The sequence below is a fragment of the Mesorhizobium sp. B2-5-13 genome, assembly GCF_006440535.1.
GTDB lineage: Bacteria > Pseudomonadota > Alphaproteobacteria > Rhizobiales > Rhizobiaceae > Mesorhizobium > Mesorhizobium salmacidum.
This window is the reverse complement of record NZ_VFUI01000008.1, coordinates 173,984-194,436: the sequence shown is the minus strand read 5'-3', so window position 1 is coordinate 194,436 and position 20,453 is coordinate 173,984. Positions and strand designations below refer to the sequence as shown.

At 62.2% G+C, this 20,453-nt stretch carries 16 protein-coding genes; 6 read left to right on the top strand and 10 right to left on the bottom strand.

What is annotated here, in order from left to right; translation table 11 throughout:
- Positions 1 to 69: 69 nt before the first annotated feature.
- Positions 70 to 480: a VOC family protein gene (locus FJ434_RS16165; protein WP_140507312.1), complete on the top strand. Its 411-nt coding sequence runs from the start codon at positions 70 to 72 to the stop codon at positions 478 to 480.
- A gap of 25 nt (positions 481 to 505) precedes the next feature.
- On the opposite strand, the gene epmA is transcribed toward FJ434_RS16165, so the two are convergent.
- Positions 506 to 1,552 (bottom strand): EF-P lysine aminoacylase EpmA, encoded by a 1,047-nt coding sequence (gene epmA, locus FJ434_RS16160; protein WP_140749128.1) that lies wholly within the window; start codon positions 1,550 to 1,552, stop codon positions 506 to 508.
- A 198-nt stretch (positions 1,553 to 1,750) separates the two neighbouring features.
- Here epmA and efp point away from each other — a divergent pair, with 198 nt between their 5' ends.
- Both efp and FJ434_RS16150 read left to right on the top strand, forming a co-directional pair.
- Positions 1,751 to 2,320, top strand: coding sequence for an elongation factor P (efp, locus tag FJ434_RS16155; protein ID WP_084636569.1), 570 nt, complete (start codon positions 1,751 to 1,753; stop codon positions 2,318 to 2,320).
- 523 nt (positions 2,321 to 2,843) lie between these two features.
- Positions 2,844 to 5,981 (top strand): DNA methyltransferase, encoded by a 3,138-nt coding sequence (locus FJ434_RS16150; protein WP_210241525.1) that lies wholly within the window; start codon positions 2,844 to 2,846, stop codon positions 5,979 to 5,981.
- A gap of 34 nt (positions 5,982 to 6,015) precedes the next feature.
- On the opposite strand, the gene FJ434_RS16145 is transcribed toward FJ434_RS16150, so the two are convergent.
- On the bottom strand, positions 6,016 to 6,915 hold the full coding sequence (locus FJ434_RS16145; RefSeq protein WP_140749130.1) for an HNH endonuclease: 900 nt from the start codon (positions 6,913 to 6,915) through the stop codon (positions 6,016 to 6,018).
- Between the two features lie 169 nt (positions 6,916 to 7,084).
- On the opposite strand from FJ434_RS16145, the gene FJ434_RS16140 reads away from it, so the two are divergent.
- Positions 7,085 to 7,627, top strand: a complete 543-nt coding sequence (locus tag FJ434_RS16140) for a dihydrofolate reductase family protein (protein ID WP_140749133.1) — start codon at positions 7,085 to 7,087, stop codon at positions 7,625 to 7,627.
- A gap of 62 nt (positions 7,628 to 7,689) precedes the next feature.
- Here FJ434_RS16140 and FJ434_RS16135 read toward each other — a convergent pair whose 3' ends face one another.
- From FJ434_RS16135 to FJ434_RS16115, 5 genes are all read right to left on the bottom strand, one after another.
- On the bottom strand, positions 7,690 to 8,559 hold the full coding sequence (locus FJ434_RS16135) for a patatin-like phospholipase family protein (RefSeq protein ID WP_140749136.1): 870 nt from the start codon (positions 8,557 to 8,559) through the stop codon (positions 7,690 to 7,692).
- A complete protein-coding gene (locus tag FJ434_RS16130; protein WP_140749139.1) occupies positions 8,556 to 9,944 on the bottom strand; it encodes a pitrilysin family protein in 1,389 nt (462 codons plus the stop codon). The genes FJ434_RS16135 and FJ434_RS16130 overlap by 4 nt, the downstream gene beginning before the upstream one ends.
- The gene (locus FJ434_RS16125; protein WP_140714203.1) at positions 9,944 to 11,332 is read right to left on the bottom strand and encodes a pitrilysin family protein; all 1,389 of its coding nucleotides are present in this window, start codon (positions 11,330 to 11,332) and stop codon (positions 9,944 to 9,946) included. The genes FJ434_RS16130 and FJ434_RS16125 overlap by 1 nt, the downstream gene beginning before the upstream one ends.
- A 118-nt stretch (positions 11,333 to 11,450) precedes the next feature.
- Positions 11,451 to 12,005 (bottom strand): 16S rRNA (guanine(966)-N(2))-methyltransferase RsmD, encoded by a 555-nt coding sequence (gene rsmD / locus FJ434_RS16120; protein WP_140749142.1) that lies wholly within the window; start codon positions 12,003 to 12,005, stop codon positions 11,451 to 11,453.
- The gene (locus tag FJ434_RS16115; RefSeq protein WP_140749145.1) at positions 12,002 to 13,957 is read right to left on the bottom strand and encodes a pseudouridine synthase; all 1,956 of its coding nucleotides are present in this window, start codon (positions 13,955 to 13,957) and stop codon (positions 12,002 to 12,004) included. Before FJ434_RS16115 ends, rsmD begins: the two co-directional genes overlap by 4 nt.
- Before the next feature lie 180 nt (positions 13,958 to 14,137).
- On the opposite strand from FJ434_RS16115, the gene FJ434_RS16110 reads away from it, so the two are divergent.
- Positions 14,138 to 14,587 carry a nucleoside deaminase gene (locus tag FJ434_RS16110; RefSeq protein WP_027143214.1) on the top strand — a complete coding sequence of 150 codons (450 nt, stop codon included), beginning with the start codon at positions 14,138 to 14,140 and terminating at the stop codon, positions 14,585 to 14,587.
- Between the two features lie 36 nt (positions 14,588 to 14,623).
- Here FJ434_RS16110 and FJ434_RS16105 read toward each other — a convergent pair whose 3' ends face one another.
- From FJ434_RS16105 to FJ434_RS16095, 3 genes are all read right to left on the bottom strand, one after another.
- Positions 14,624 to 15,301 (bottom strand): hypothetical protein, encoded by a 678-nt coding sequence (locus FJ434_RS16105; protein ID WP_140507330.1) that lies wholly within the window; start codon positions 15,299 to 15,301, stop codon positions 14,624 to 14,626.
- A 303-nt stretch (positions 15,302 to 15,604) separates the two neighbouring features.
- On the bottom strand, positions 15,605 to 18,589 hold the full coding sequence (ileS, locus tag FJ434_RS16100; RefSeq protein ID WP_140749148.1) for an isoleucine--tRNA ligase: 2,985 nt from the start codon (positions 18,587 to 18,589) through the stop codon (positions 15,605 to 15,607).
- Between the two features lie 281 nt (positions 18,590 to 18,870).
- Positions 18,871 to 19,683: a MipA/OmpV family protein gene (locus FJ434_RS16095; RefSeq protein ID WP_140749151.1), complete on the bottom strand. Its 813-nt coding sequence runs from the start codon at positions 19,681 to 19,683 to the stop codon at positions 18,871 to 18,873.
- Between the two features lie 189 nt (positions 19,684 to 19,872).
- On the opposite strand from FJ434_RS16095, the gene FJ434_RS16090 reads away from it, so the two are divergent.
- Positions 19,873 to 20,427 (top strand): HdeD family acid-resistance protein, encoded by a 555-nt coding sequence (locus tag FJ434_RS16090; protein WP_140507336.1) that lies wholly within the window; start codon positions 19,873 to 19,875, stop codon positions 20,425 to 20,427.
- Positions 20,428 to 20,453: the final 26 nt, after the last annotated feature.

Sequence of the window (20,453 nt, the reverse complement as noted above, 5' to 3'; positions counted from 1 at the left end):
CGACCAACCGCCATCGAAGCGCCCGCAAAGAGCGGACGGCGCGGTTTTTGCCTATCTGGAGCCTTCGCCATGACGCCTTTCCATCTTGCCTTTCCGGTTCGTGATCTCGATGAAACCCGAACTTTCTATGGCGAGGTGCTGGGGTGCGCGATCGGCCGCTCGTCAGCGACCTGGGTCGATTTCGACCTTTACGGTCACCAGATGTCAGCGCATTTGCGCCCCGCGCAAGCCGCCAGTGACGGCAAGGTCGACGGTATCACCGTGCCGATCCCGCATTTTGGCGCTGTGCTCTTGATGGACGACTGGCAGCGCCTTGCCACTCGGCTGGAAGCGCGCGACGACATAGACTGGCTGGAGCGGCCAATGGTGCGTTTCAAGGGGGAGCCCGGCGAACAGGCGACATTGTTTATCCGCGACCCCTCTGGTAACGCCTTGGAATTCAAGGGCTTTCGCTCGCTCGAGCAGGTTTTCGCGCATTGAAGTCAGAGGGGCAGCAGCCTGTCGCTCAAGATGCCGCGACCGGCGTCCAGATCACGTCCTCGATCTTGCGAGCGCCGGTCGCCAGCATCACCAGCCGGTCGAAGCCGAGCGCAATGCCGCTGGCCTGCGGCATGATGGCAAGGGCGGCGAGAAAATCCTCGTCCAGCGGGTAGCGCTCACCATAGACGCGCTCTTTCTCGTCCATCTCGATGATGAAGCGCCGGCGCTGCTCGGCCGCGTCGGTCAACTCGCCAAAGCCGTTGGCGAGCTCGACGCCGCAGCAATAGAGCTCGAAACGTTCGGCGACGCGTGGATCTCCGGGGCCCGGCCGGGCGAGTGCCGCCTCGGCGACCGGATATTCGCACAGGATGGTCGCCCGCCCCTGCCCGAGAAGCGGCTCGATCTTTTCCACCATCACGCGGCTGAACAAATCCGCCCAACTGTCGTCGGGCGCGGTGCGCAAGCCGGCCTGGATCAGTGCGGCATGAAGCGCGTCCCGGTCCGTGCCGCCATCGACGGCGACCGTGGCCAGCAGATCGATGCCGGCATGGCGGCTGAAGGCATCCGCCACGGTCAACCGCTCCGGTTCGGCAAACGGATCGCAGTCGCGGCCCCGAAAAGAAAAGCGCGCGGCTCCTGCCCTCGTCGCGGCCAACGCCAGCAGCGCGGCGCAATCGCGCATCAGCCTCTCATAGGTCTCGCCCACCCGGTACCATTCGAGCATGGTGAATTCGGGATGATGCAAGGGGCCGCGCTCACGGTTGCGATAGACCGGACCCAGGCTGAAAATGCGCTGTTCGCCTGCGGCGAGCAGCTTCTTGCAGGCGAATTCCGGCGAGGTGTGGAGATAAAGCGGCGATCGGGCGCCATCCGGCCCGACCGCCTCCGTCGCGAAAGCCGCCAGATGCGCCTCGTTGCCGGGCGAGACCTGCAGCGCGGCCGTCTCCACCTCGATGAAGTCGTTGCGGGCGAACCAGTCGCGCAAGGCAGCCGTCAGCCCGTTGCGCAGCATCAGGCGCGGACGGCGGTCGGCATGGACATGCGGCGTCCACCAGGGCGACGCTGCGGTCATGAGCGGATTGAAGGCATGCAGGTGTCCCCCATGTCAGTTCGCCCCATGTCAGTTCGCCCCATCTCAGATCGCCCCAGGCCAGTTCGCCCGGGCCAGTTCGCATTGGGGGGCTGGCGGTTCGCGCCAAGATGCGCTAGGCCCCCATCCAGCGCCGCACAAGCCGGCAAACGCCAGTCAAACCTCGCAGGATTTAAAACCGTGGTGAAAGTCATCGCCAGTTCGCTCCGCAAAGGCAATGTCGTCGACAAGGACGGCAAGCTTTATGTGATCCTCTTTGCCGAAAACATCCACCCAGGCAAGGGGACGCCGGTGACGCAGCTCGACATGCGCCGCATCGGCGACGGGGTGAAGGTTTCGGAGCGCTACCGCACCACCGAACAGGTGGAGCGCGCCTATGTCGAGGAGCGTGAGCACACCTTCCTCTACGCCGACGGCGAAGGCTATCACTTCATGAACCCGGAAACCTACGACCAGGTGGCGGTGTCGGAAGCCGTGGTCGGTGACGCGGCGCCCTATCTGAAGGAAGGCATGCCGGTGCAGGTGTCACAGTTCAACGGCATCGCGATCTCCCTGGTGCTACCGCAGCGCGCCACCTTCGAAGTGGTCGAGACCGAGCCGACGACCAAGGGCCAGACGGCATCGTCCTCCTACAAGCCGGCCGTGCTCTCCAACGGCGTGCGCACCACCGTGCCGCCCCACATCGCGCCCGGCACCCGCGTGGTGGTGATGACGGCCGATGGGTCCTATGTGGAGCGGGCGAAGGACTAACTAGCTACGTCCTTGAACCCCAAAAGACTTGCCGCAGAGGCGTCTACGCAACTATTGGATAGATGTGTGCTGAAGACCTCAGCATGCGCTGGCGATGATACTGATTGGACTATGTAGGCTGCGCGCCTGAAGCCATATCGAATGCTCCCTCAGTTGGAAGCATTTTTCTGGAACGCTGCTTTGTCGCGTTTTCGATCCAATGGTCAGCAAGTGCTTTGATGCGGCAGCAACACGGTGGGGCAACTCCTCGAGTTCGCAGAGCTGAGCTAGACGAGCAACTGAATCGCCCCCTCGATGCATTTAGGCAGTAGCCTCTTCGTAAATCTGATACCAAAGCTCGTCTGACAGTAACGCTCCCGGATCGAATAATTCTATCGCCAAAACCACGAACCTGCAACTCGTTTAACAAAGTAACTCCGGTCCCGATTCACCCTATTCCTCTCCTTAATTTGACTCCCTAGGAAATTTGCTCAATTGTTAGCGTTCCGCCTCAGTTAAAGGCGGTGGCGGAGGGGAGTTCGTCATGAGTTCGCGTGCTGGTGCGCTCGCACCAATGATGACGCCTATTGCGTTCATCAAGAAGTGGAAGAAAACCTCGCTGACTGAGCGCCAAGCAGCCCAGGAACACTTCATCGATCTTTGCGCGCTCCTCGGCCATCCAACGCCAACCGAAGAAGATCCCAAGGGTCAGTTCTTTGCCTTCGAGAAAGGCGCAACCAAGGTGGCGGGCGGACGTGGCTTCGCTGATGTCTGGAAAAAGGGCCACTTTGCATGGGAGTACAAACGAAAGAACGGCAATCTCGACGACGCCCTTCTGCAACTCGTCCGCTACGCACCGGCTCTACAAAGTCCGCCACTGCAGGTGGTTTGCGATATCGAGCGCCTCCGAATCCACACGGCTTGGACGAACACGGTGCCGGTGACCTACGAGATCACGCTTGACGATCTGGCCGCCCCAGCGCCACGCGAAATTTTGCACAATGTCTTTTATGATCCCGAAAAACTGAAGCCGACCAAAACGCGTGCAGCCGTAACTGCCGAGGCGGCCGATAAATTCTCGACCATTGCGCTACGTCTGCAGGGGCGCGGCACACCCGATGAAATCGCTCATTTCGTCAATCAGCTGGTGTTTTGCTTCTTCGCTCAGAGCGTGAAGTTGCTGCCCGACGGCCTATTCACCAAACTTCTGAGGCGTTCCGCCCAGAACCCTGAAAGAGCAAAGAGCTACCTCAGCAAATTGTTCGAGGCTATGGAAGGCGGCGGCGAATTCGACCTCACCGAAATCGCTTGGTTCAATGGGGGACTTTTCGACGGCAGCCGCGCCCTGTCGCTCGACGATGGCGATGTCGGGTTGCTGGTTGCTGCCGACAGCCTCGATTGGAGCCTGATCGACCCAACGATTTTCGGGACGCTATTCGAGCGCTTCCTTGACCCCGACAAGAGATCACAGATCGGCGCGCACTATACCGATCCCGATAAGATCATGAAGCTGGTGGACCCTGTCATTCTGAGGCCACTTCGGGCAGAATGGGAGGTCGCTAAGCATCAGATCGCTGCGCTGCTCAATGGCGACCACTTGCCGCCAATGCGCAAGAAACCACACAGGCGCATGACTCGGAAAGAGGCTGCCGAGGAGGTCCGTTCCCAATTTCTGGAACGCCTGCGCAATTTGCGCATTCTCGATCCGGCATGCGGGTCGGGGAATTTTCTTTATCTTGCCCTGCAGGGTGTCAAGGATATCGAAAACAGAGCCAACCTCGAATGCGAGATACTCGGCCTTAACCCGCAACTGCCCCTCGTCGGTCCCGAAATCGTTCGTGGAATCGAGATCAACACACCGGCGGCCGAGCTCGCCCGCACCACAATCTGGATAGGCGACATCCAGTGGCAGTTGCGCAACGGTATCCGTTCGAAATCGATTCCAATCCTTCGTAAACTCAAAGCAATCGAAAAAGGCGATGCGCTCGTCAAGGCTAGATTGTCCCCTCTCTATGACGAGACCACCGCGCCGAAGAATAGTGATCTAGAGGGTGCGGCAACCGGCTCAAAGTTCGTCGAGGCTGATTGGCCCGAGGCGGAATTCATCGTTGGAAACCCTCCATTCCTAGGCATACGACTAATGCGTCACGGTTTGGGCGACGAAACCGTGGATCGCCTGTTCGATGTCTATGATGGCCGCGTTTCGCGGGAAGCCGACCTCGTCTGCTATTGGTTTGAAAAGGCGCGCGCCGCCCTCAAATCCGGTCGTTCGCGGCGTGTCGGACTCGTCGCTACCAATTCGATTCGTGGAGGTGCCAACCGAAAAGTTCTTGATCAGATCGCAGCCGAGAGCCGCATTTTCGACGCTTGGAGCGATGAGCCATGGATCGTCGACGGTGCGGCCGTTCGTGTGTCGCTTGTATGCTTCGGGCAAGGTGAAGATATCTTGCGGCTTGATGGCAATGATGTTGCCGAGATCAATCCGGATCTTACCGCCGGCGTTACGAACCTCACCCGCGCCCACCGGCTCGCAGAGAATCTCAACGTTGCGTTTATGGGGGATACGAAGGGCGGCGCCTTTGACATTCCGGGTGAGCTTGCGCGTGAGTGGCTGCGGCTTCCCCTCAATCCCAACGGCAAACCCAATTCAGATGTCCTGCACCCTTGGCGCAATGGAATGGACGTCACGCGCCGTGCTCGCGATATGTGGATTGTCGATTTTGGTTCGGAACTGTCGGAACAGGGAGCCTCTCTTTACGAAGCGCCATTCCAGTACGTTAAAGAGCATGTGCTTCCCGAAAGAGCTCAAAATAGGCGAGATGCTTATCGTGAACGCTGGTGGCGACACGTCGAACCTCGACCTGCAATGTTGGCCAAGATATCATCACTAAGACGGTACATCTTGACGCCCCGTGTAGCCAAATACCGAATATTCGCTTGGGTGGACAGCACAGTTCTCTCGGATAGTGCGACAATAGCGATTGCGCGCGACGATGAGATGATTTTCGGAATTCTCCATTCCCGATTTCACGAAATGTGGTCCTTGCGGCTGGGAACATGGCTCGGGGTGGGCAACGATCCACGCTACACGCCTACAACTACGTTCGAAACCTTCCCATTTCCAGACGGACTCACGCCAAACATTCCCGTCAAGCATTACGTGGGCGACACACGAGCAATTGCCATCGCCAGGGCCGCCAATCGGCTTGATGAACTGCGAAATGCTTGGCTAAACCCAGTCGATCTTGTTCGCATCGAGCCTGAGATCTTGACTGGCTACCCGGATCGGATCCTGCCCAAGGACACCGTTGCGGCAGCTACTCTTCAAGAGCGGACTTTGACCAATCTGTACAATCGGCGCCCTCAGTGGCTTATCGATGCGCATCGCGAACTCGACGCTGCTGTTGCTACCGCCTACGGTTGGCCAACGGATATTTCAGAAGAAGACGCTTTGGCAAAGCTGCTTGAGCTCAATCTTGCTCGTGGCGCAGCAACTGTGGCATCCTTCCCGGCACGGCGGACAAAAAAGACTCGGCCCAGGACACCGGAAGAATTGCGCGCGCAGCCACAATTGCTGTTGCCAATTCCTGGCAAGATACGAGAGCAAGACGTCGACATTGAGAAAGTAGCAGGACAAAGCCCAGTAGTAGCGGTAGGCCTCGACAAGCGCCAAACCGGTTAACGTAGAGATACAAGCGTGGCAGCGGGGCGCCGCCTCATTGCTTAAAGCAGTGCTCGCGGTGCCATTGCAGGAAATGGGGATGCGGGCGTTCGAGCGGCCGGCGAGGCGGAAGCGCGCGGCGGGTCTTGTTTACGAACCCTCGCACGCTCTCAAGGTCATTGACCTGCCGCGAGATCAGGATTTCCAGATCGTCGGAGAGGCTGATCAGTCCGCGATCGAACATCCAATGCGCGGTACCTGATAGTGCGAGCCCATTGTTGACGATGTCGGGTCCTTTCTTTTCGACCGGTCGAATATGTGCCGCGGCAACTTCCGCCCGACCACCGCCATTTATCAATTTCAGTCCCGTGATCGCGCAACGCTCATCATAGGCGCGCAAGACGATGCGACGGAAAATGCCGTCCCGCACGATTCGCGATCCGATGTAACTTATGCGGTCGCGGCTGTGCTCGAACTGGAACGGGGCTTCTTCATCCTGAAACCCGGATGAAATGCCGATCTCGTCGACGCGTGGCAGCAGTGGCTCACGGGCGTCAAGGCCCAGATCGAGAATGCGGTTGAAGTCGCTCGGGCTGATCGGTCGGACGGCCGATTGAGCGCGACCAGAAATCCGTCCTTGGTCATTAAGCAAACCTCGTTCAACGAGCCCGTCCATCCCATTGAATGGAACGGGATTGGCGAAATCGAGGTATGATCCCGGCTCGATCAAAGCGAGATACATACCAGGCGCCACGGGATCAAGGATAACCTGCTGGACTTTCGCCAGGGCGAAATAGCCACGGGTATCGTCTACCTTGCTAGGTTCATAGTAGATGATCCAATCGCCGACACATGCTTCCACACGGCGCAGATACTGGCTGGGGAACTGATATCGCTCAGCGGGGCTGTCATCGTAGATCGAATCTGAGCGGTGGATGAAGACCCCGAATCCCATGATCTTCCTACAGCTTTGGGAATATCAGCTGAGATGTAGCACCAAAATGCGACTTTGGAGTCTGGTTCAGGCTAGGGAAACTCCTTCTCTGACAAACCACCCCCGATTTTTCAGAGCATGTAGCAAAAGGCCCATGCGGTTCGTCCTTTGAGCGAAGCAGGAGAACGCCATGCGAAAACTCATCGTCACGGAATTCATCAGCGTCGACGGCATTGCCGAGGTCGAGAAGCTGCCCGGCGTGACCTGGAACGACGAGATGAACAGGTTCAAGGAGGATGAACTTGCCGACAGCGGCGCCATGCTTCTGGGGCGCACGACCTATGAGATCTTTGCCGGCTCATGGCCCAAGGAAACCGGGGATTTTGCCGACCGGTTCAACGCTCTGCCGAAATACGTCGCCTCGACCAGCCTGAAGGCGCTCGACTGGAAACCGGCCGAATTGCTCACAGGCTCGCTGCCGGACGCGGTGAGGACGCTGAAGGAAGGCAGCGGCGGCAACATTTATGTGCATGGCAGCCTCAGCGTGGCGCAGGACTTGCTGCGCCACGGGCTGGTCGACCGCGTCAGGCTGCTCAGCTATCCCGGCGCCGTCGGCCAGGGCAAGCCGCTGTTCCCGCCGGGCGAACAAGTGCCGCTCGAGCTGATTTCGGCCACGCCCTTCAGCAACGGCGTTGTGGCGCTGGAGTATGCGCCGGTGACGGCGAAGTCATAGCGGGTTCCAGGCTGGATGACACAGAGTTCGACACAGGACTGCCAATTGCGGCGTCCCGTCGCTCAACCGGCCTTTTTCCCTCGCCTCCCCTTGATGGCAGCGCCACTGCGCGCCTCAATCACCCTCGCCACTTCGCGCTTCAGCTGATCCTTGATCTCCACCGTCTCGTTCATCAAGGCATCGATCTTCAGGAAATCGAGCACCCGGTATTTGGACACCGCCGGGCGGACCAGTATATCGGGCTGGCACTGTTTCAGCTTGTTGGCGATGATCGACTGCATCATCAGCTGCGTGGCGCCGAACATCAGGTCGACGGAGGTCGGCTGTTTTCGGTCGGCCTCTTCCGGCGCGCCGACCACGTCGACGCCGATGATGATGTCGGCATCCTTCTCGATCAGATCGAACGGCACGGGGTTGTAGATGCCGCCGTCGATCAGCAGTCTGCCGTCACGCATCACCGGGCGGAAGACGGCGGGGATGGCGGCCGAGGCGGCAAGGGCCGAGTGCAGGTCGCCATCGTCGAACACGGCGAGCTTGTGGCCGAAATAGTCCGTCGCTGTCACCTTCAGCGGGATTTTCAATTCGGCGAAGGTTTCGGGAATGGCTTCGGGCAAAAAGGCCTTGAGGATGCGCTCGACATTGAACTGGCTGACCCGGATGCCATTTTGCATGGCTTCCGCGATCGTGCCTGGCCGCGCCCGCCACATGCGGCTCGCCACCTGGGCGCGCCGACCGAGGATCGAGCGGGCGTAGTCGTGCATGTCCTTGCCGGTCATGCCCGAGGCCATGCCGGCGCCCATGACGGCGCCGATCGAGGAGCCGGCTATCGCCACCGGCTTGATGCCGAGCTCGTTCAGAGCCTCGATGACATGGATATGCGCCAAGCCGCGCGCGCCGCCACCACCGAAAGCTATGCCGAAAGTCGGGCTCACCCCTTGCCGGCTCCCGCCAGCGGCGGTCCGACCACCATGATGGTCGGCTCGGCGGTCAGCAGCTTCTTCGCCGCCGCCTTGACCTGATCGAGCGTCACCGCGTTGATATAGCCGGTACGGCGCTGCATGTAGTCGATGCCGAGATCGTCGAGCTGCAACTCGACCAGCGTCGCGGCGATGGCACTCGACGAATCCAGATTGCTGATGGCATAGGCGCCGATCAGATATTTCTTGGTCGCCGCCAGTTCGGCCTCCGTCGGGCCGTCCTGCGCTAACCGCTTGACGACGTCGCGTACGATGCCGAGCGTCTCGGCGGCGCGGTCGGAACGCGTTCCGGTCGTGACGATCAGCGCGTCGGCGTGGTCCTGGTTTACCAGCGAGGAATTGACGCTGTAGGCCAGCCCGCGCTTTTCGCGCACCTCCTGGAACAGGCGCGAGGTAAAAGTGCCGCCGCCAAGGATTTCATTCATCAGCGCGGTCGGGAAGAAATCCGCCGACTTGCGCTTCACGCCGGGCCAGGCGAGCTGCAGCGAGGTCTGCGGCAGGTCGTAATTGACCTCGATATGCTGCGCCAGCCTGGGCTCGATATCGGCGACAGGGGCGAGCGTCTGGTTCTGCGGCAGATCGCCGAACACCATGTCGAGCTTCTTCTTCAGCGTCTCGGCGTCGATGGCGCCGACCACGGCGACATGCAGGCCGCCCCGCCCGAACACCGCCTTGTGCAGAGCCTTGAGATCGGCCTGGGTGATGGCGGCGATGCTCTGCCTGGTGCCCTGATCGGAGCGCGAATAGGGGTGGTCGCCATACACGGCGCGCACCCATCGGTTCTGTGCCACCGTGTCCGGGTCGTTCTCGTTGGCGATGATGCCGGACAGGACCTGGGCGCGGATGCGGTCGATCGGCGCCTGGTCGAAGCGCGGCTCGTTGACCGCCAGCCGCAACAGGTCGAAGGCTTCGTCGCGCTGTTCGGCCAGCAGACGGATGGAGCCGTAAATGCCATCGCGGGTCGCGTCGAAGCTCATTTCGGCGCCGGCATCGTCGAGCTTGATCTGGAAGGCTTCCGAATCGAGCGGGCCAGCGCCCTCGTCGAACAGGCCGGTCATCAGATTGGCCAGGCCTTCCTTCCCCACCGGATCTTGAGTCGAGCCGCCGCCGAAGGCGAAACGGACGGCGACGATCGGCACGGAATAGTCCTCCACCAGCCAGGCCGTGACGCCCTTCGGCGAGGTGACGGACTGGATCTCCATGGCGTGGGCGGCAAGCGCCGGCAGGATCAGGAAGAGGATGGAGAGGAATAGGGTGACAAGTGGCGCGAGGAAGCGAGCCTCCTTCCCTTCTCCCCTTGTTGTGGGAGAAGGGAAGACATGGTGGTGCTGGCTCATCATCAATTCCCCGCCTGTTGCTGCGGCAAGAGATAACCGGTGGTCGAGCGGGCCAGCACCAGATAGCGCGCGGCAACGGCCTTGACCTCGTCGGTGGTGACCTTGCGGATGCGGTCCGGCCATTGCTGCACGTCCTGGACATTGCCGCCGGTGGCGAGTGTCGAACCATAGATGTTGGCCATGGAGTCCTGCTTGTCGCGGGCAAAGATCATTGACCTGACATAGCGGTCCTTGGCTTTTTCGAGCTCATCCGGGGTCACGCCGTCGCTGGCGATGCGCGCCACCTCGGCATCGACCGCGACTTCGACGTCGGCCAGCTTGGCGTCGCCGCGCGGCGAGCCGTAGACGGTGAAATTGGTGTCGTCGAGCATGGTGCCCTGGAAATACGCGCCGGCGCTGGAAGCGATGCCCTGCTTGATGACGAGCGCCTGATAAAGCCGGCTGCGGTTGCCGCCGCCAAGGATCTCGGCGAGCAGATCGAGCGCTTCGGCCTCGCCAGGCTTGGCGGTGTGATAGGAGGGCACGACCCATTGTGTCGAGAAACTCGGCACGCTGACGCGGGCGTCGGAGAGCGTCACGGTGCGCCTGGTGTTCTGCTCCGGCTCGACCGGGCGGACGCGCGGCGGCAGATCCGGCCCGCGGGCAACCTTGCCATAGGTCTTTTCGGCCAGCGCCTTCACCGTTTCCGGTTGGATGTCGCCGGCCACGATCAGCACGACGTTGTTGGGCCGGTAATATTTATTGTAGAAGGCGACGGCGTCGGTGCGGTTCAGCTGTTCCATCTCCTGCATCCAGCCAATAACCGGAATGCGATAGGGCTGGTTCTGCCACAGTGTGGCATCGACTTCCTCGTCGAGCACGGCCTGCGGATTGTTGTCGATGCGCGAGCGGCGCTCCTCCAGGATCACATCGCGCTCGGTCTTGATGACGTCGTCGGTGAGGATGAGGTTGCGCATGCGGTCAGCCTCGAAGCTCATCATCAGTTCGAGATCCGACGGCGCCACCGTCTCGTGGAAAGCGGTGTAGTCGTAGGAGGTGAAGGCGTTGTTGGAGCCGCCAATGTCGGAGACGGCGCGGTCGAACTCGCCGGCTTCGTGATGGGCCGTCGCCTTGAACATCAGATGCTCGAAGAAATGAGCGATGCCGGATTTGCCCGGCGGCTCGTCGGCGCTGCCGATCTTGTACCAGACCATATGGGTGACGATCGGCGCGCGATGGTCGGGAATCACGACCACTTCCATGCCGTTGTCGAGCAGGAAGTCCGTGACCTTGAACTCGGCCGGCACAGTGTCTGGCAATACGGCGTTGTCCGCCAGGACAGGGTCGGTCATGAACAAAGCCAGCGACGTCGCCAGCAGCGTTGGCCTCAGCCACTCAGTCCTGGATGTCATCGATGGCTCCGGATTCATGCAGCGACGATAGGCAAGGCGCTGGCGACAAGCAAAGTGATTTGTTGGTCATGTTGCCGGCAAAGGCGGCGGCAAAGAGGCCACTGCTGAAAGAGGCCTGTCAGGCAGCCTCGATGAAGCGGATGACAGTCTCGCCGTAGTTGCGCTCATCAAGCACGGAAAAGCCCGGGCCTGGCTCGAAGGGAACCGACGCCGTCTCCTCGACCACGCAGAGCGCCCCGGGGCGCAGCCAGCCGCCGGCCATGGCCGACCGCAGAGCGCGCTCGCCAAGGCCCTTGCCATAGGGCGGATCGGCAAAGACGAGACCGAACGGCGCCAGCGTGCCCGCCTCGCCAAGGCCCGTTGCATCGCGGCGGAAGATCTTGGTGCGTCCGGTCAGGCCGAAGGCCTCGACGTTGTCGCGGATCAGGCCACGGCCTTCGGCCGATTCCTCGATGAAGACGCCATAGGATGCGCCGCGCGACAGGGCCTCCAGACCAAGCGCGCCGGTGCCGGCGAACAGGTCGAGCACGCGCGCGCGCTCCAGTTGCCCGGCAAAGCGATGCACCAGAACGTTGAAGACGGCCTCGCGGGTGCGGTCGGTCGTCGGGCGGATGGCGCCGCTGCGGGGCGTCGCCAACGGACGCCCGCGAAACTCACCGCCGACGATTCTCATCTTGTCCGAGGACCCTTGGGGCCGCGCGGCCGCTCACCGCCACCGGCGCCTCCTGGACGCTCGCCACGCGGCTTGCCGAATGGCCTTGCGTCGCCTGGTTTGCCGGCGGGCTTGCCGTAAGACGGCTTGAACGAGGCCTTGCGCGCCTTGGCCTCGGCCGCCTTGGCCGCATCGGCCTCCGCCCTGCCCTTGCCGATCGGCCGGGCTCCCGGTGCCATCCAGACATTAGCCTTGCGCTGGCCTGGCGGCTCGATCGGCCGCTGCTCGCGTTCGGATTTCTTGCCGCCGCCACGAGGCTTGTCACCGAAACCGCCGCGCGGCTTGTCGCCGAAGCCGCCACGCTCCGGTCGCGGACCGCGTTCGCCGAAGCTCTTTTCTGGCCTCTCGCCCCTGTCAGGACTTGTCGACAGTTTGCCGAGCGCCTCGTCGCGGCTGCCTTCCCGGCGTTTGCGGTTCTTGATCAGCCCGCCCTCGCCGATCGGCCGCCGCTCGCCGTCTCTCGTAAATTTCGGCCGTTCCGGCTCGGCCTCACGGACTTCGGTACGCCGGACCGGCTGGTTGGAAAACGGTTTTGTTATCTCGGCATCGAAATTGGCACCGGATTCCTCGACCAGGCGCTCGCCAAGCTGGTCGCGCAGCACCCGGCCCTTGATTTCCAGCACGTGACCTTCGGCGAGGTCCTCGAGCTGGAACGGACCATAGGAGATGCGGATCAGCCGCGTGACGTCGAGGCCGAGCGCGCCAAGAATGTTCTTGACCTCACGGTTTTTGCCCTCGCGCAGGCCGATCGTCAGCCAGGCATTGGAGCCCTGCTCGCGATCAAGGCTGGCTTCGATGGCGCCGTAGAAGACGCCATCGACGGCAATGCCTTCGCGCAGGCCGGCAAGCGCGCTTTCCTCGACCTTGCCGTGGACACGCACACGGTAGCGGCGCAGCCAGCCGGTGGCCGGCAGTTCTAGTACGCGCGACAGGCCGCCATCATTGGTCAGCAGCAGCAGGCCTTCGGTGTTGATATCGAGCCGGCCGATGGTCATCAGCCGCGGCAGTTCGGCCGGCAGCACGTCGAAGACGGTCTTGCGGCCTTCGGGGTCGCGGTTGGTGGTGACGACGCCGGCCGGCTTGTGGAACAGGAACAGGCGCGTGCGTTCGATCGGCGGGATTTCCATTCCGTCGAGATGGATGATGTCATTGGGCATGACGTTGAACGCCGGCGAGGCCAGCACCCGACCATTGACCTTGACGCGGCCGGCGGCGATCAACTCCTCGGCGTCGCGGCGCGAGGCGAGCCCGGCACGTGCCAGACGCTTGGCGATGCGCTCGCCGGCTTCTTCCGTTGCTTCGGTTGTTCGCGGACGTGGCTTGAAGCCGCCGCCCGATGCGCCCTGTGGCCGGTCTCCGAAATCACGTTTGGGTCTGTCGCCTCCAAAGTCTCGCTTTGGACGGTCGGCAAATTCCCGCTTCGGACGATCTGCGAAATCACGCTTGGGACGGTCGAAGCGCTTTTCGCCGCTCTCCGCCGAGGCAGAAACCGGACGGTCGCCACGTGGCGCGTAGGGCTTGCGCGGCCCTTCGCGCTTTTCATACGGCTTGCGTTCGCCTTCCGCCGCCATCGGCCGGTCGCCGCGTGGCGCGTAGGGCTTGCGCGGCCCTTCGCGCTTTTCATACGGCTTGCGTTCGCCCTCGGCCGCCATCGGGCGGTCGCCACGTGGCGCGTAGGGCTTGCCTTCGGGGCGCGGTCCCTTGCGGAACGGCTTGTCGCCGCTCTTGAAGTCGCGCTTCGGGCGCTCGCCTTCAGCGGCGGCCGGCCGGTCGCCGCGTGGGGCATAGGGCTTTTTCGCACCAAAGGACGGCTTCCCGCCCTTGCTGGCGTCGTGGCCACGTGACCCTGCCGATTTCGGGCCACTCCTGCCTGGGCCGCCTTTGCGCGGAGATTTCTTGTCGCTGTCGTCCATGTGGCCTTTGTCCGTTTGCGCTGCTACAGCGTGGCGCATCCGTTCGGCGCGCAACGAACGCTGTAGCATTTTTGATTTGGCGCATGATCATTCCCGAAAATCGAGTCCGATTTTCAGGTTGATGCGCTCCATAACAGGATCACCGCCGGGTGGCGAGGATATAATGGGAAGACAAACCGCTTGAAGAGGCCGGATTTCATGGCGCTGGCGCTAAAAGAGGCCGAAGCGGCAGCCTTGCGCGGCGAAGTGCCGGTCGGCGCGGTCATTGCCAATGGCGGCACGGTCATTGCCAGTGCCGGCAACCGCACGCGCGAGCTTGCCGACCCGACGGCGCACGCCGAAATGCTGGTTATCCGTGAAGCCTGCGGCAAACTCTCGAGCGAGCGGCTCACCGGCCACGATCTCTATGTGACGCTGGAGCCCTGCGCCATGTGCGCCGGGGCAATCTCATTCGCCAGGCTGCGCCGTCTCTATTTCGGTGCCGCAGACGAAAAGGGCGGCGCCGTGGTCAACGGTGTGCGCTTCTTCGCTGCACCGACCTGCCACCACACGCCCGACATCTATCCGGGCATGGCCGAGACCGAAGCAGGCCTGCTGCTGAAGGATTTTTTCAGGGGACGTCGAGACTGAGCCAAGGCCGCCGCAAGATCAGCGGCGCGACTGTTCCTACAGCGACGGCAACCAGTCGAACCAGCCGCCCTTCTTGCCCTCGGCCTTTGCCTTGAGGCGGCGCTCCTTCTTGTACTCGTCTTCGCCGAGTTCATTCTGCGGCGCGGCACCGGAGGCGGTGCGGTAGGCCAATGGCGGCTCGCTAAGGTATTTGCGCGTGTTCGGATCGCCCTGCTTGCTGTCGGCAAGGCGGCGTTGGATCTCCGCAGCGCGGCCCTTGTCGGAATCGGCGGGTTTCCACGCCGGCGGATGGCTTGAGCCGGACTCTTCCATTGCCTTCTTCACCGAAGCGGGATCCGTCTGCACATCATCGACGATCTCCGACTGGTAGGCCGGATCGTTCTGGTGGGCGGTGGCGTCGGCGCGCAGACGCGCGCGGCGCTGCTCGGGCGATTCGGGCCACCCGGCGTTTGCCGTCTGGATGCTTTCCTGGGGGGCAGGCAGCGCTTCCTTCTGGCCGGGTGCCGGCTTCACCAGGGTGGGACGCGGCTTGTAGTCGATCGGGTCCTTGCGCTTCGGCGCGAAGGAAACGGCGCCTGTAAGATCGCCGGCCAGCTGTTCGGCGGCGGTCTTGTCGGTGCCATAGGTCGGAGAGCCCATGCAGCCGGATAAAGCGAGGCCCGAAGCGACAAGCGGCGCCAACAGCGCAAGGCGCGCGTTATATCTCTCGGTCATGCCAAAAAGTCCCACTCTAGACAGCCTCTCGATCGCACCGGCTTTGTATCCGGTCCCCATCATGCAAGCACTTGCGACGGAAATCCGGCGACAATTTGTCTTCCGGAGTTTCGCGTGTTTACCTCAACCACTCGTTAAGGGCAACGCACGGGCGGATTTGTACCGCCCGGCGTTCTATTTGCGCACTTCTTTGATCTGATGCCGGTCGTTTAAACCGCCACGCACTTTCGGGCGACAGGAACTGGCTTGATCTGGTCCCTGTCGTTTGTCCCAAAACCGCTACGCACTTTTGGGCGACAGGAACTAAAGCCTTCCCAGCGCCTTCAACTCGTGCAGCACGGCTGCGTCACGTGCCGAAACATCCGGGAAGTCCGGATCCTGCCCGACATCGGCCGTGTAGCGCCAGGAACGCGCGCATTTGACCAGCCCTCGGTCCTCGGCTTTCTCGACCGCCACGGCGACGCCCTTGACATCGTCGAGGGCAAAGGCGGTTTGCGGCGCCTGGCCATGGGCAATGACGAGATCACTGGTGATCGCCATTTCAGCCATGTCGACGTCCGATATCGCCGCCTCGAGCGCCGCGTCGTTGATTGTGACCACCGGTATAGCCTCCAGCGAGGAGCCGATCACCTTCTGGGCACGGGCGATCTCGAGTGCGCCGGTGACGACCCGGCGCACCTGCCTGACCTTGCGCCACTTCTCCGCCAGCGCCTCGTTCTTCCAATTCGCCGGGATTTGCGGGAACTGGTCGAGATGCACCGAGACCGCGTCGGGATGACGGTCGAGCCAGGCCTCTTCCATGGTGAAGGGCAGCATCGGCGCCAGCCATTTCACCAGGCAGTCGAAGAGATGGCGTACCACCTGGACCGAGGCCTTGCGCTTCACGCTCGACGGGCCGTCGCAGTAGAGCGCGTCCTTGCGGATATCGAAATAGAAGGCCGACAGCTCGACCACCATGAAGTCGAGCAGAGCTCGCGTGATGCGCTTGAACTCGAAGGCGTCGTAGCCCTGGCGCACCACCTCGTCGAGCTCTGCCAACCGGTGCAGCATCAGCTGCTCCAGCTCCGGCATCGTCTCCAGGGGAACGACCTCACCATCGTCATGGGCGAGCGTGCCCAGCATCCAGCGGATGGTGTTGCGCAGCTTGCGATAGGCGTCGATGTTGGTCTGCAGCACGTTCTTGCCGAGCCGCTGGTCTTCCCAATAGTCCGTCGTCACCACCCAGAGCCGCAGGATGTCGGCACCGGACTGCTTGATCACATCCTGCGGCACGACCGTGTTGCCGAGCGATTTCGACATCTTGCGGCCATCCTCGTCCATGGTGAAGCCATGGGTGACGACGGTGTCGTAAGGCGCCCTGCCCCTGGTGCCGCAGCTTTCGAGCAGCGAGGAGTGGAACCAGCCGCGATGCTGGTCGGAGCCTTCGAGATAGACGTCGGCCGGCCACTTCAGGTCGGGCCGGTCCTCCAGGGTGAAGACATGTGTCGAGCCCGAATCGAACCAGACGTCGAGAATGTCCGTCACCTGCTTCCATTTGGAGGCATCGTGATTGCCGAGGAAGCGCTCGCTGGCACCGGGCGCGAACCAGGCGTCGGCGCCCTCCGCCTCGAAGGCGTCCATGATGCGCTGGTTGACCGCCTCGTCCTTCAGCACATTGCCATACTCGTCGGCAAAGACGGCGATCGGCACGCCCCAGGCACGCTGGCGCGACAGCACCCAGTCGGGGCGTTCCTCGATCATGGCGCGGATGCGGTTCTGGCCGGCGGCCGGCACAAAGCGAGTCTCGTCGATCGCCTTCAGCGCGCGGCCACGCAGCGTGGTGCCGTCGCCGAGATCCTTGTCCATGTAGACGAACCATTGCGGCGTGTTGCGGAAGATGACCGGCTTCTTCGAACGCCATGAATGCGGGTAGCTGTGCTTCAGCCGACCGCGCGCGAACAGCGCGTTGCGCTTGATCAGCTCGTCGATGACCGCCTGGTTGGCATTGCCCTTCTTGCCATTGTCGTCGATGACGCGCGCCGGTCCGCCTTCGCGGTCCGGGCCGAAGCCCGGCGCGTCCTTGGTGAAGAAGCCGCCGTCGTCGACGGCAAACGGGATTTCAGTATCGATGCCGCGTTGACGCAGCGCGGGCGCGGCATCCATCCAGGCATCAAAGTCCTCGCGGCCATGACCGGGAGCCGTGTGCACGAAGCCCGTGCCGGCCTCGTCGGTGACATGGTCGCCGGCAATCATCGGAACCGGGAATTCGTAGCCGCCACCGAGACCCTTGAAGGGATGCGAAAGCACAAGATTTCCAAGCTGTTCGGCGCTGACGCCGTGAAGGCGCTTCAAGATGATCTTGGCTTTGGCCTGGCTTTCCTCGGCCAGCGCATCGGCAAAGATCAGCTTCTCGCCTGGCTGCGGGCCAAATGCGTTCTCGGCCGCCGTCACCTCGTAGAGGCCGTAGCCGACGCGCGGCGAATAGCTGACGGCGCGATTGCCAGGGATGGTCCATGGCGTCGTCGTCCAGATGACGACATGGGCATCCAGCAGGTCAAGCGACCGCCCGCTCAGGTCCGGATCGAGCTCCGCCGGCAGCCCGTCCACGACACTGGCGACGACGAGATTGGCCACCGGAAACTTCGCCCAGATCGTGTCGGACTCGTAATCCTGGTACTCGATCTCGGCCTCGGCGAGCGCCGTGCGCTCAACGACGCTCCACATCACCGGCTTCGAACCGCGGTAGAGCTGGCCGGACATGGCGAATTTCAGCAATTCGCCTGCGATGCGCGACTCGGCGTGGAAGGCCATCGTCGTATAAGGGTTCTTGAAGTCGCCGACGACGCCAAGCCGCTGGAACTCGCCACCTTGCACGGAGATCCAGTGCGCGGCGAATTCACGGCATTCCTGGCGGAATTCGTTGACCGGCACCTCGTCCTTGTTCTTGCCCTTGGCGCGGTACTGCTCCTCGATCTTCCATTCGATGGGCAGACCGTGACAATCCCAGCCGGGCACATAGTTCGAGTCAAAGCCGCGCATCTGGAACGAGCGGGTGATGACATCCTTGAGGATCTTGTTCAGCGCGTGGCCGATGTGGATGTTGCCGTTGGCGTAGGGCGGACCGTCATGCAGCACGTATTTCGTGCGGCCCGCCGCGCTCTCGCGCAGCTTGCGGTAGAGGTCCATGTCCTGCCAGCGCTTGACCAGCACCGGCTCCTTCTCGGGCAAGCCGGCGCGCATCGGAAATTCCGTCTGCGGCAGGTAAAGGGTCTTCGAATAGTCGATCGTTGATTGGTTTTCGTCGTTCATTGGTCTGCCATGTGCATGCCGGGCCACGTGGCTTGCGGCGAATTCTACTTTAGACGTATGCCGTTTTCCCAAACCGGGCCACTTGTGGGCGACATGCTTTGATGATCTGGAAAAGCGCGAGAGGCCGCGCGCGATATTCCCGGCGGCTCCTACAGCCTTCAGGCTGCTGGGAACACCGGGCTGGTAATTCGTATCGTCGGCGCGTGAAGGCGCGAAAAGCTCGTCATTGCTGGGCTTTTAGCGGAGAAGAGCGCAGGAATAAAGCGTCTCCTTCGATTCACTTACATCTTGAAGTCGAAGCGATAGGTGGTCGACACGCCGACCATGAACTGGTTGCGGTCGCCGCGCTCCTTGACCAGGCTGGAATCGGCGGCCGGACCCTCGAGGCGCGAATATTCGCCAAACAGGCTGGCGGTCATCGGATCGGTCACCTTCCAGGTCACGGCGCCGCCGAGGCCGACGGATTTCAGGCCGCCGCCGGGATTGTACTGGCTCAGCCCCGAGGCCACGGCTTCCTGTGCGTTGACGCCATAATAGGCATCGAAATAGTTCGCCGAGGCAAAAGACACGCGCGGACCGCCCGAAATCCTGACGGTTGGCGTCACGTCGTAGAAAGCATCGGCGGCGATGTCGGCGACAAAGCCGTTATGGGCACGAATGCCATGCCGCAATTCGGCACGCGCCCGCATCCAGTCCGTCGGATAGAATTCGAAAAAGCCGCCGACCTCGCCGCCCCAGCGGACCGGGTCCAAGCCCCTGAGTTCGTCGGCATCGCCATCGTCGCGCGAGAACAGGAACTTGCCGGTCAGGCCTGCGCGGACGCTGCCATCGTCGACGAGCGCCAGCGAAATGTTGTCGTTGCGCGAGGTGAAGCGAGCAGCAGGGCCGGCCTTGCCCAGCGAAATGATGGGCTGGGCGCTCAGCATGTACTTCTTGCCGCCCTCGAAATTGGGCGCCACCAGGCCGGTCGCGCCGACCGTCAGATACCAGTCGCCGGACAGCCAGCCGAAAGCGCCATCACCGGCTTCGGCCGCGCCTGACGTCGCCAGCACGACGGTAGCCAAGGCTATAGAAATCTTCCCGACCTGACTCATGGCCACTCCACTAACACGTCAAAGCTGTCCTGCCGCGACAGCTTTGACGAGGCTTTGGTAAAATTTGATTTAAGGACGAGACATCCAGCGCGTGTTGCTTGCACCATCGCGCCCGCCATCGGCTGGACGCGGGTCGGCGCCGAGGGTAACCTCCCTTGCATTCTGGCGGTCTTCAATGGAGGTGGCGACATGACCTTGGACGGCGATACATTGAAGAACGTGATCGGCCAGACGCGCGACAAATGGGGCTGGTTTGTCGGGCTGGGCGTGGTGCTGCTGGTCCTCGGCGGCATTGCCTTCGGCAATCTGTTCATCGCCACGGTGGCTTCCGTCTATGTCGTGGGATGGCTGATGCTGGTGGCCGGCATCATCGAGATCATGCACGCTTTCGGAGTCAAGACCTGGGGCCGCTTCTTGTATTGGCTGCTCAGCGGACTGCTCTATGCGGTCGCCGGATTCTTCGCTTTCGACAATCCGCTGCTGGCCTCAGCGGTGCTGACCTTCCTGCTGGCCGTCGCGCTCGTCGCTTCGGGCGCCCTGCGGGCCTGGGTCGGCTATAGCCACCGTCCGGAGCGGGGCTGGGGCTGGATTGTCGCGGCTGGCGTCATCAGCGTACTTGCCGGCCTGATCATCGCCATGGGGTGGCCGGTCAACAGCCTGTGGGTGCTCGGACTGTTCCTGGCGATCGACCTGATCTTCCAGGGCTGGACCTTCATCGCCGTCGGTCTTGCGCTAAAGAAATAGGAAACTCGTTCCCCTTTTCGGGATCA

What these genes read in the sequence shown, in the direction of transcription:
- FJ434_RS16165 (WP_140507312.1), top strand. Translation starts at nt 70, where the DNA reads ATGACGCCTTTCCATCTTGCCTTTCCGGTTCGTGATCTCGATGAAACC.
- epmA (WP_140749128.1), bottom strand. Translation starts at nt 1,552, where the DNA reads ATGACCGCAGCGTCGCCCTGGTGGACGCCGCATGTCCATGCCGACCGC.
- FJ434_RS16150 (WP_210241525.1), top strand. Translation starts at nt 2,844, where the DNA reads ATGAGTTCGCGTGCTGGTGCGCTCGCACCAATGATGACGCCTATTGCG.
- FJ434_RS16145 (WP_140749130.1), bottom strand. Translation starts at nt 6,915, where the DNA reads ATGGGATTCGGGGTCTTCATCCACCGCTCAGATTCGATCTACGATGAC.
- FJ434_RS16140 (WP_140749133.1), top strand. Translation starts at nt 7,085, where the DNA reads ATGCGAAAACTCATCGTCACGGAATTCATCAGCGTCGACGGCATTGCC.
- FJ434_RS16130 (WP_140749139.1), bottom strand. Translation starts at nt 9,944, where the DNA reads ATGATGAGCCAGCACCACCATGTCTTCCCTTCTCCCACAACAAGGGGA.
- FJ434_RS16125 (WP_140714203.1), bottom strand. Translation starts at nt 11,332, where the DNA reads ATGACATCCAGGACTGAGTGGCTGAGGCCAACGCTGCTGGCGACGTCG.
- rsmD (WP_140749142.1), bottom strand. Translation starts at nt 12,005, where the DNA reads ATGAGAATCGTCGGCGGTGAGTTTCGCGGGCGTCCGTTGGCGACGCCC.
- FJ434_RS16115 (WP_140749145.1), bottom strand. Translation starts at nt 13,957, where the DNA reads ATGGACGACAGCGACAAGAAATCTCCGCGCAAAGGCGGCCCAGGCAGG.
- FJ434_RS16105 (WP_140507330.1), bottom strand. Translation starts at nt 15,301, where the DNA reads ATGACCGAGAGATATAACGCGCGCCTTGCGCTGTTGGCGCCGCTTGTC.
- ileS (WP_140749148.1), bottom strand. Translation starts at nt 18,589, where the DNA reads ATGAACGACGAAAACCAATCAACGATCGACTATTCGAAGACCCTTTAC.
- FJ434_RS16095 (WP_140749151.1), bottom strand. Translation starts at nt 19,683, where the DNA reads ATGAGTCAGGTCGGGAAGATTTCTATAGCCTTGGCTACCGTCGTGCTG.
- FJ434_RS16090 (WP_140507336.1), top strand. Translation starts at nt 19,873, where the DNA reads ATGACCTTGGACGGCGATACATTGAAGAACGTGATCGGCCAGACGCGC.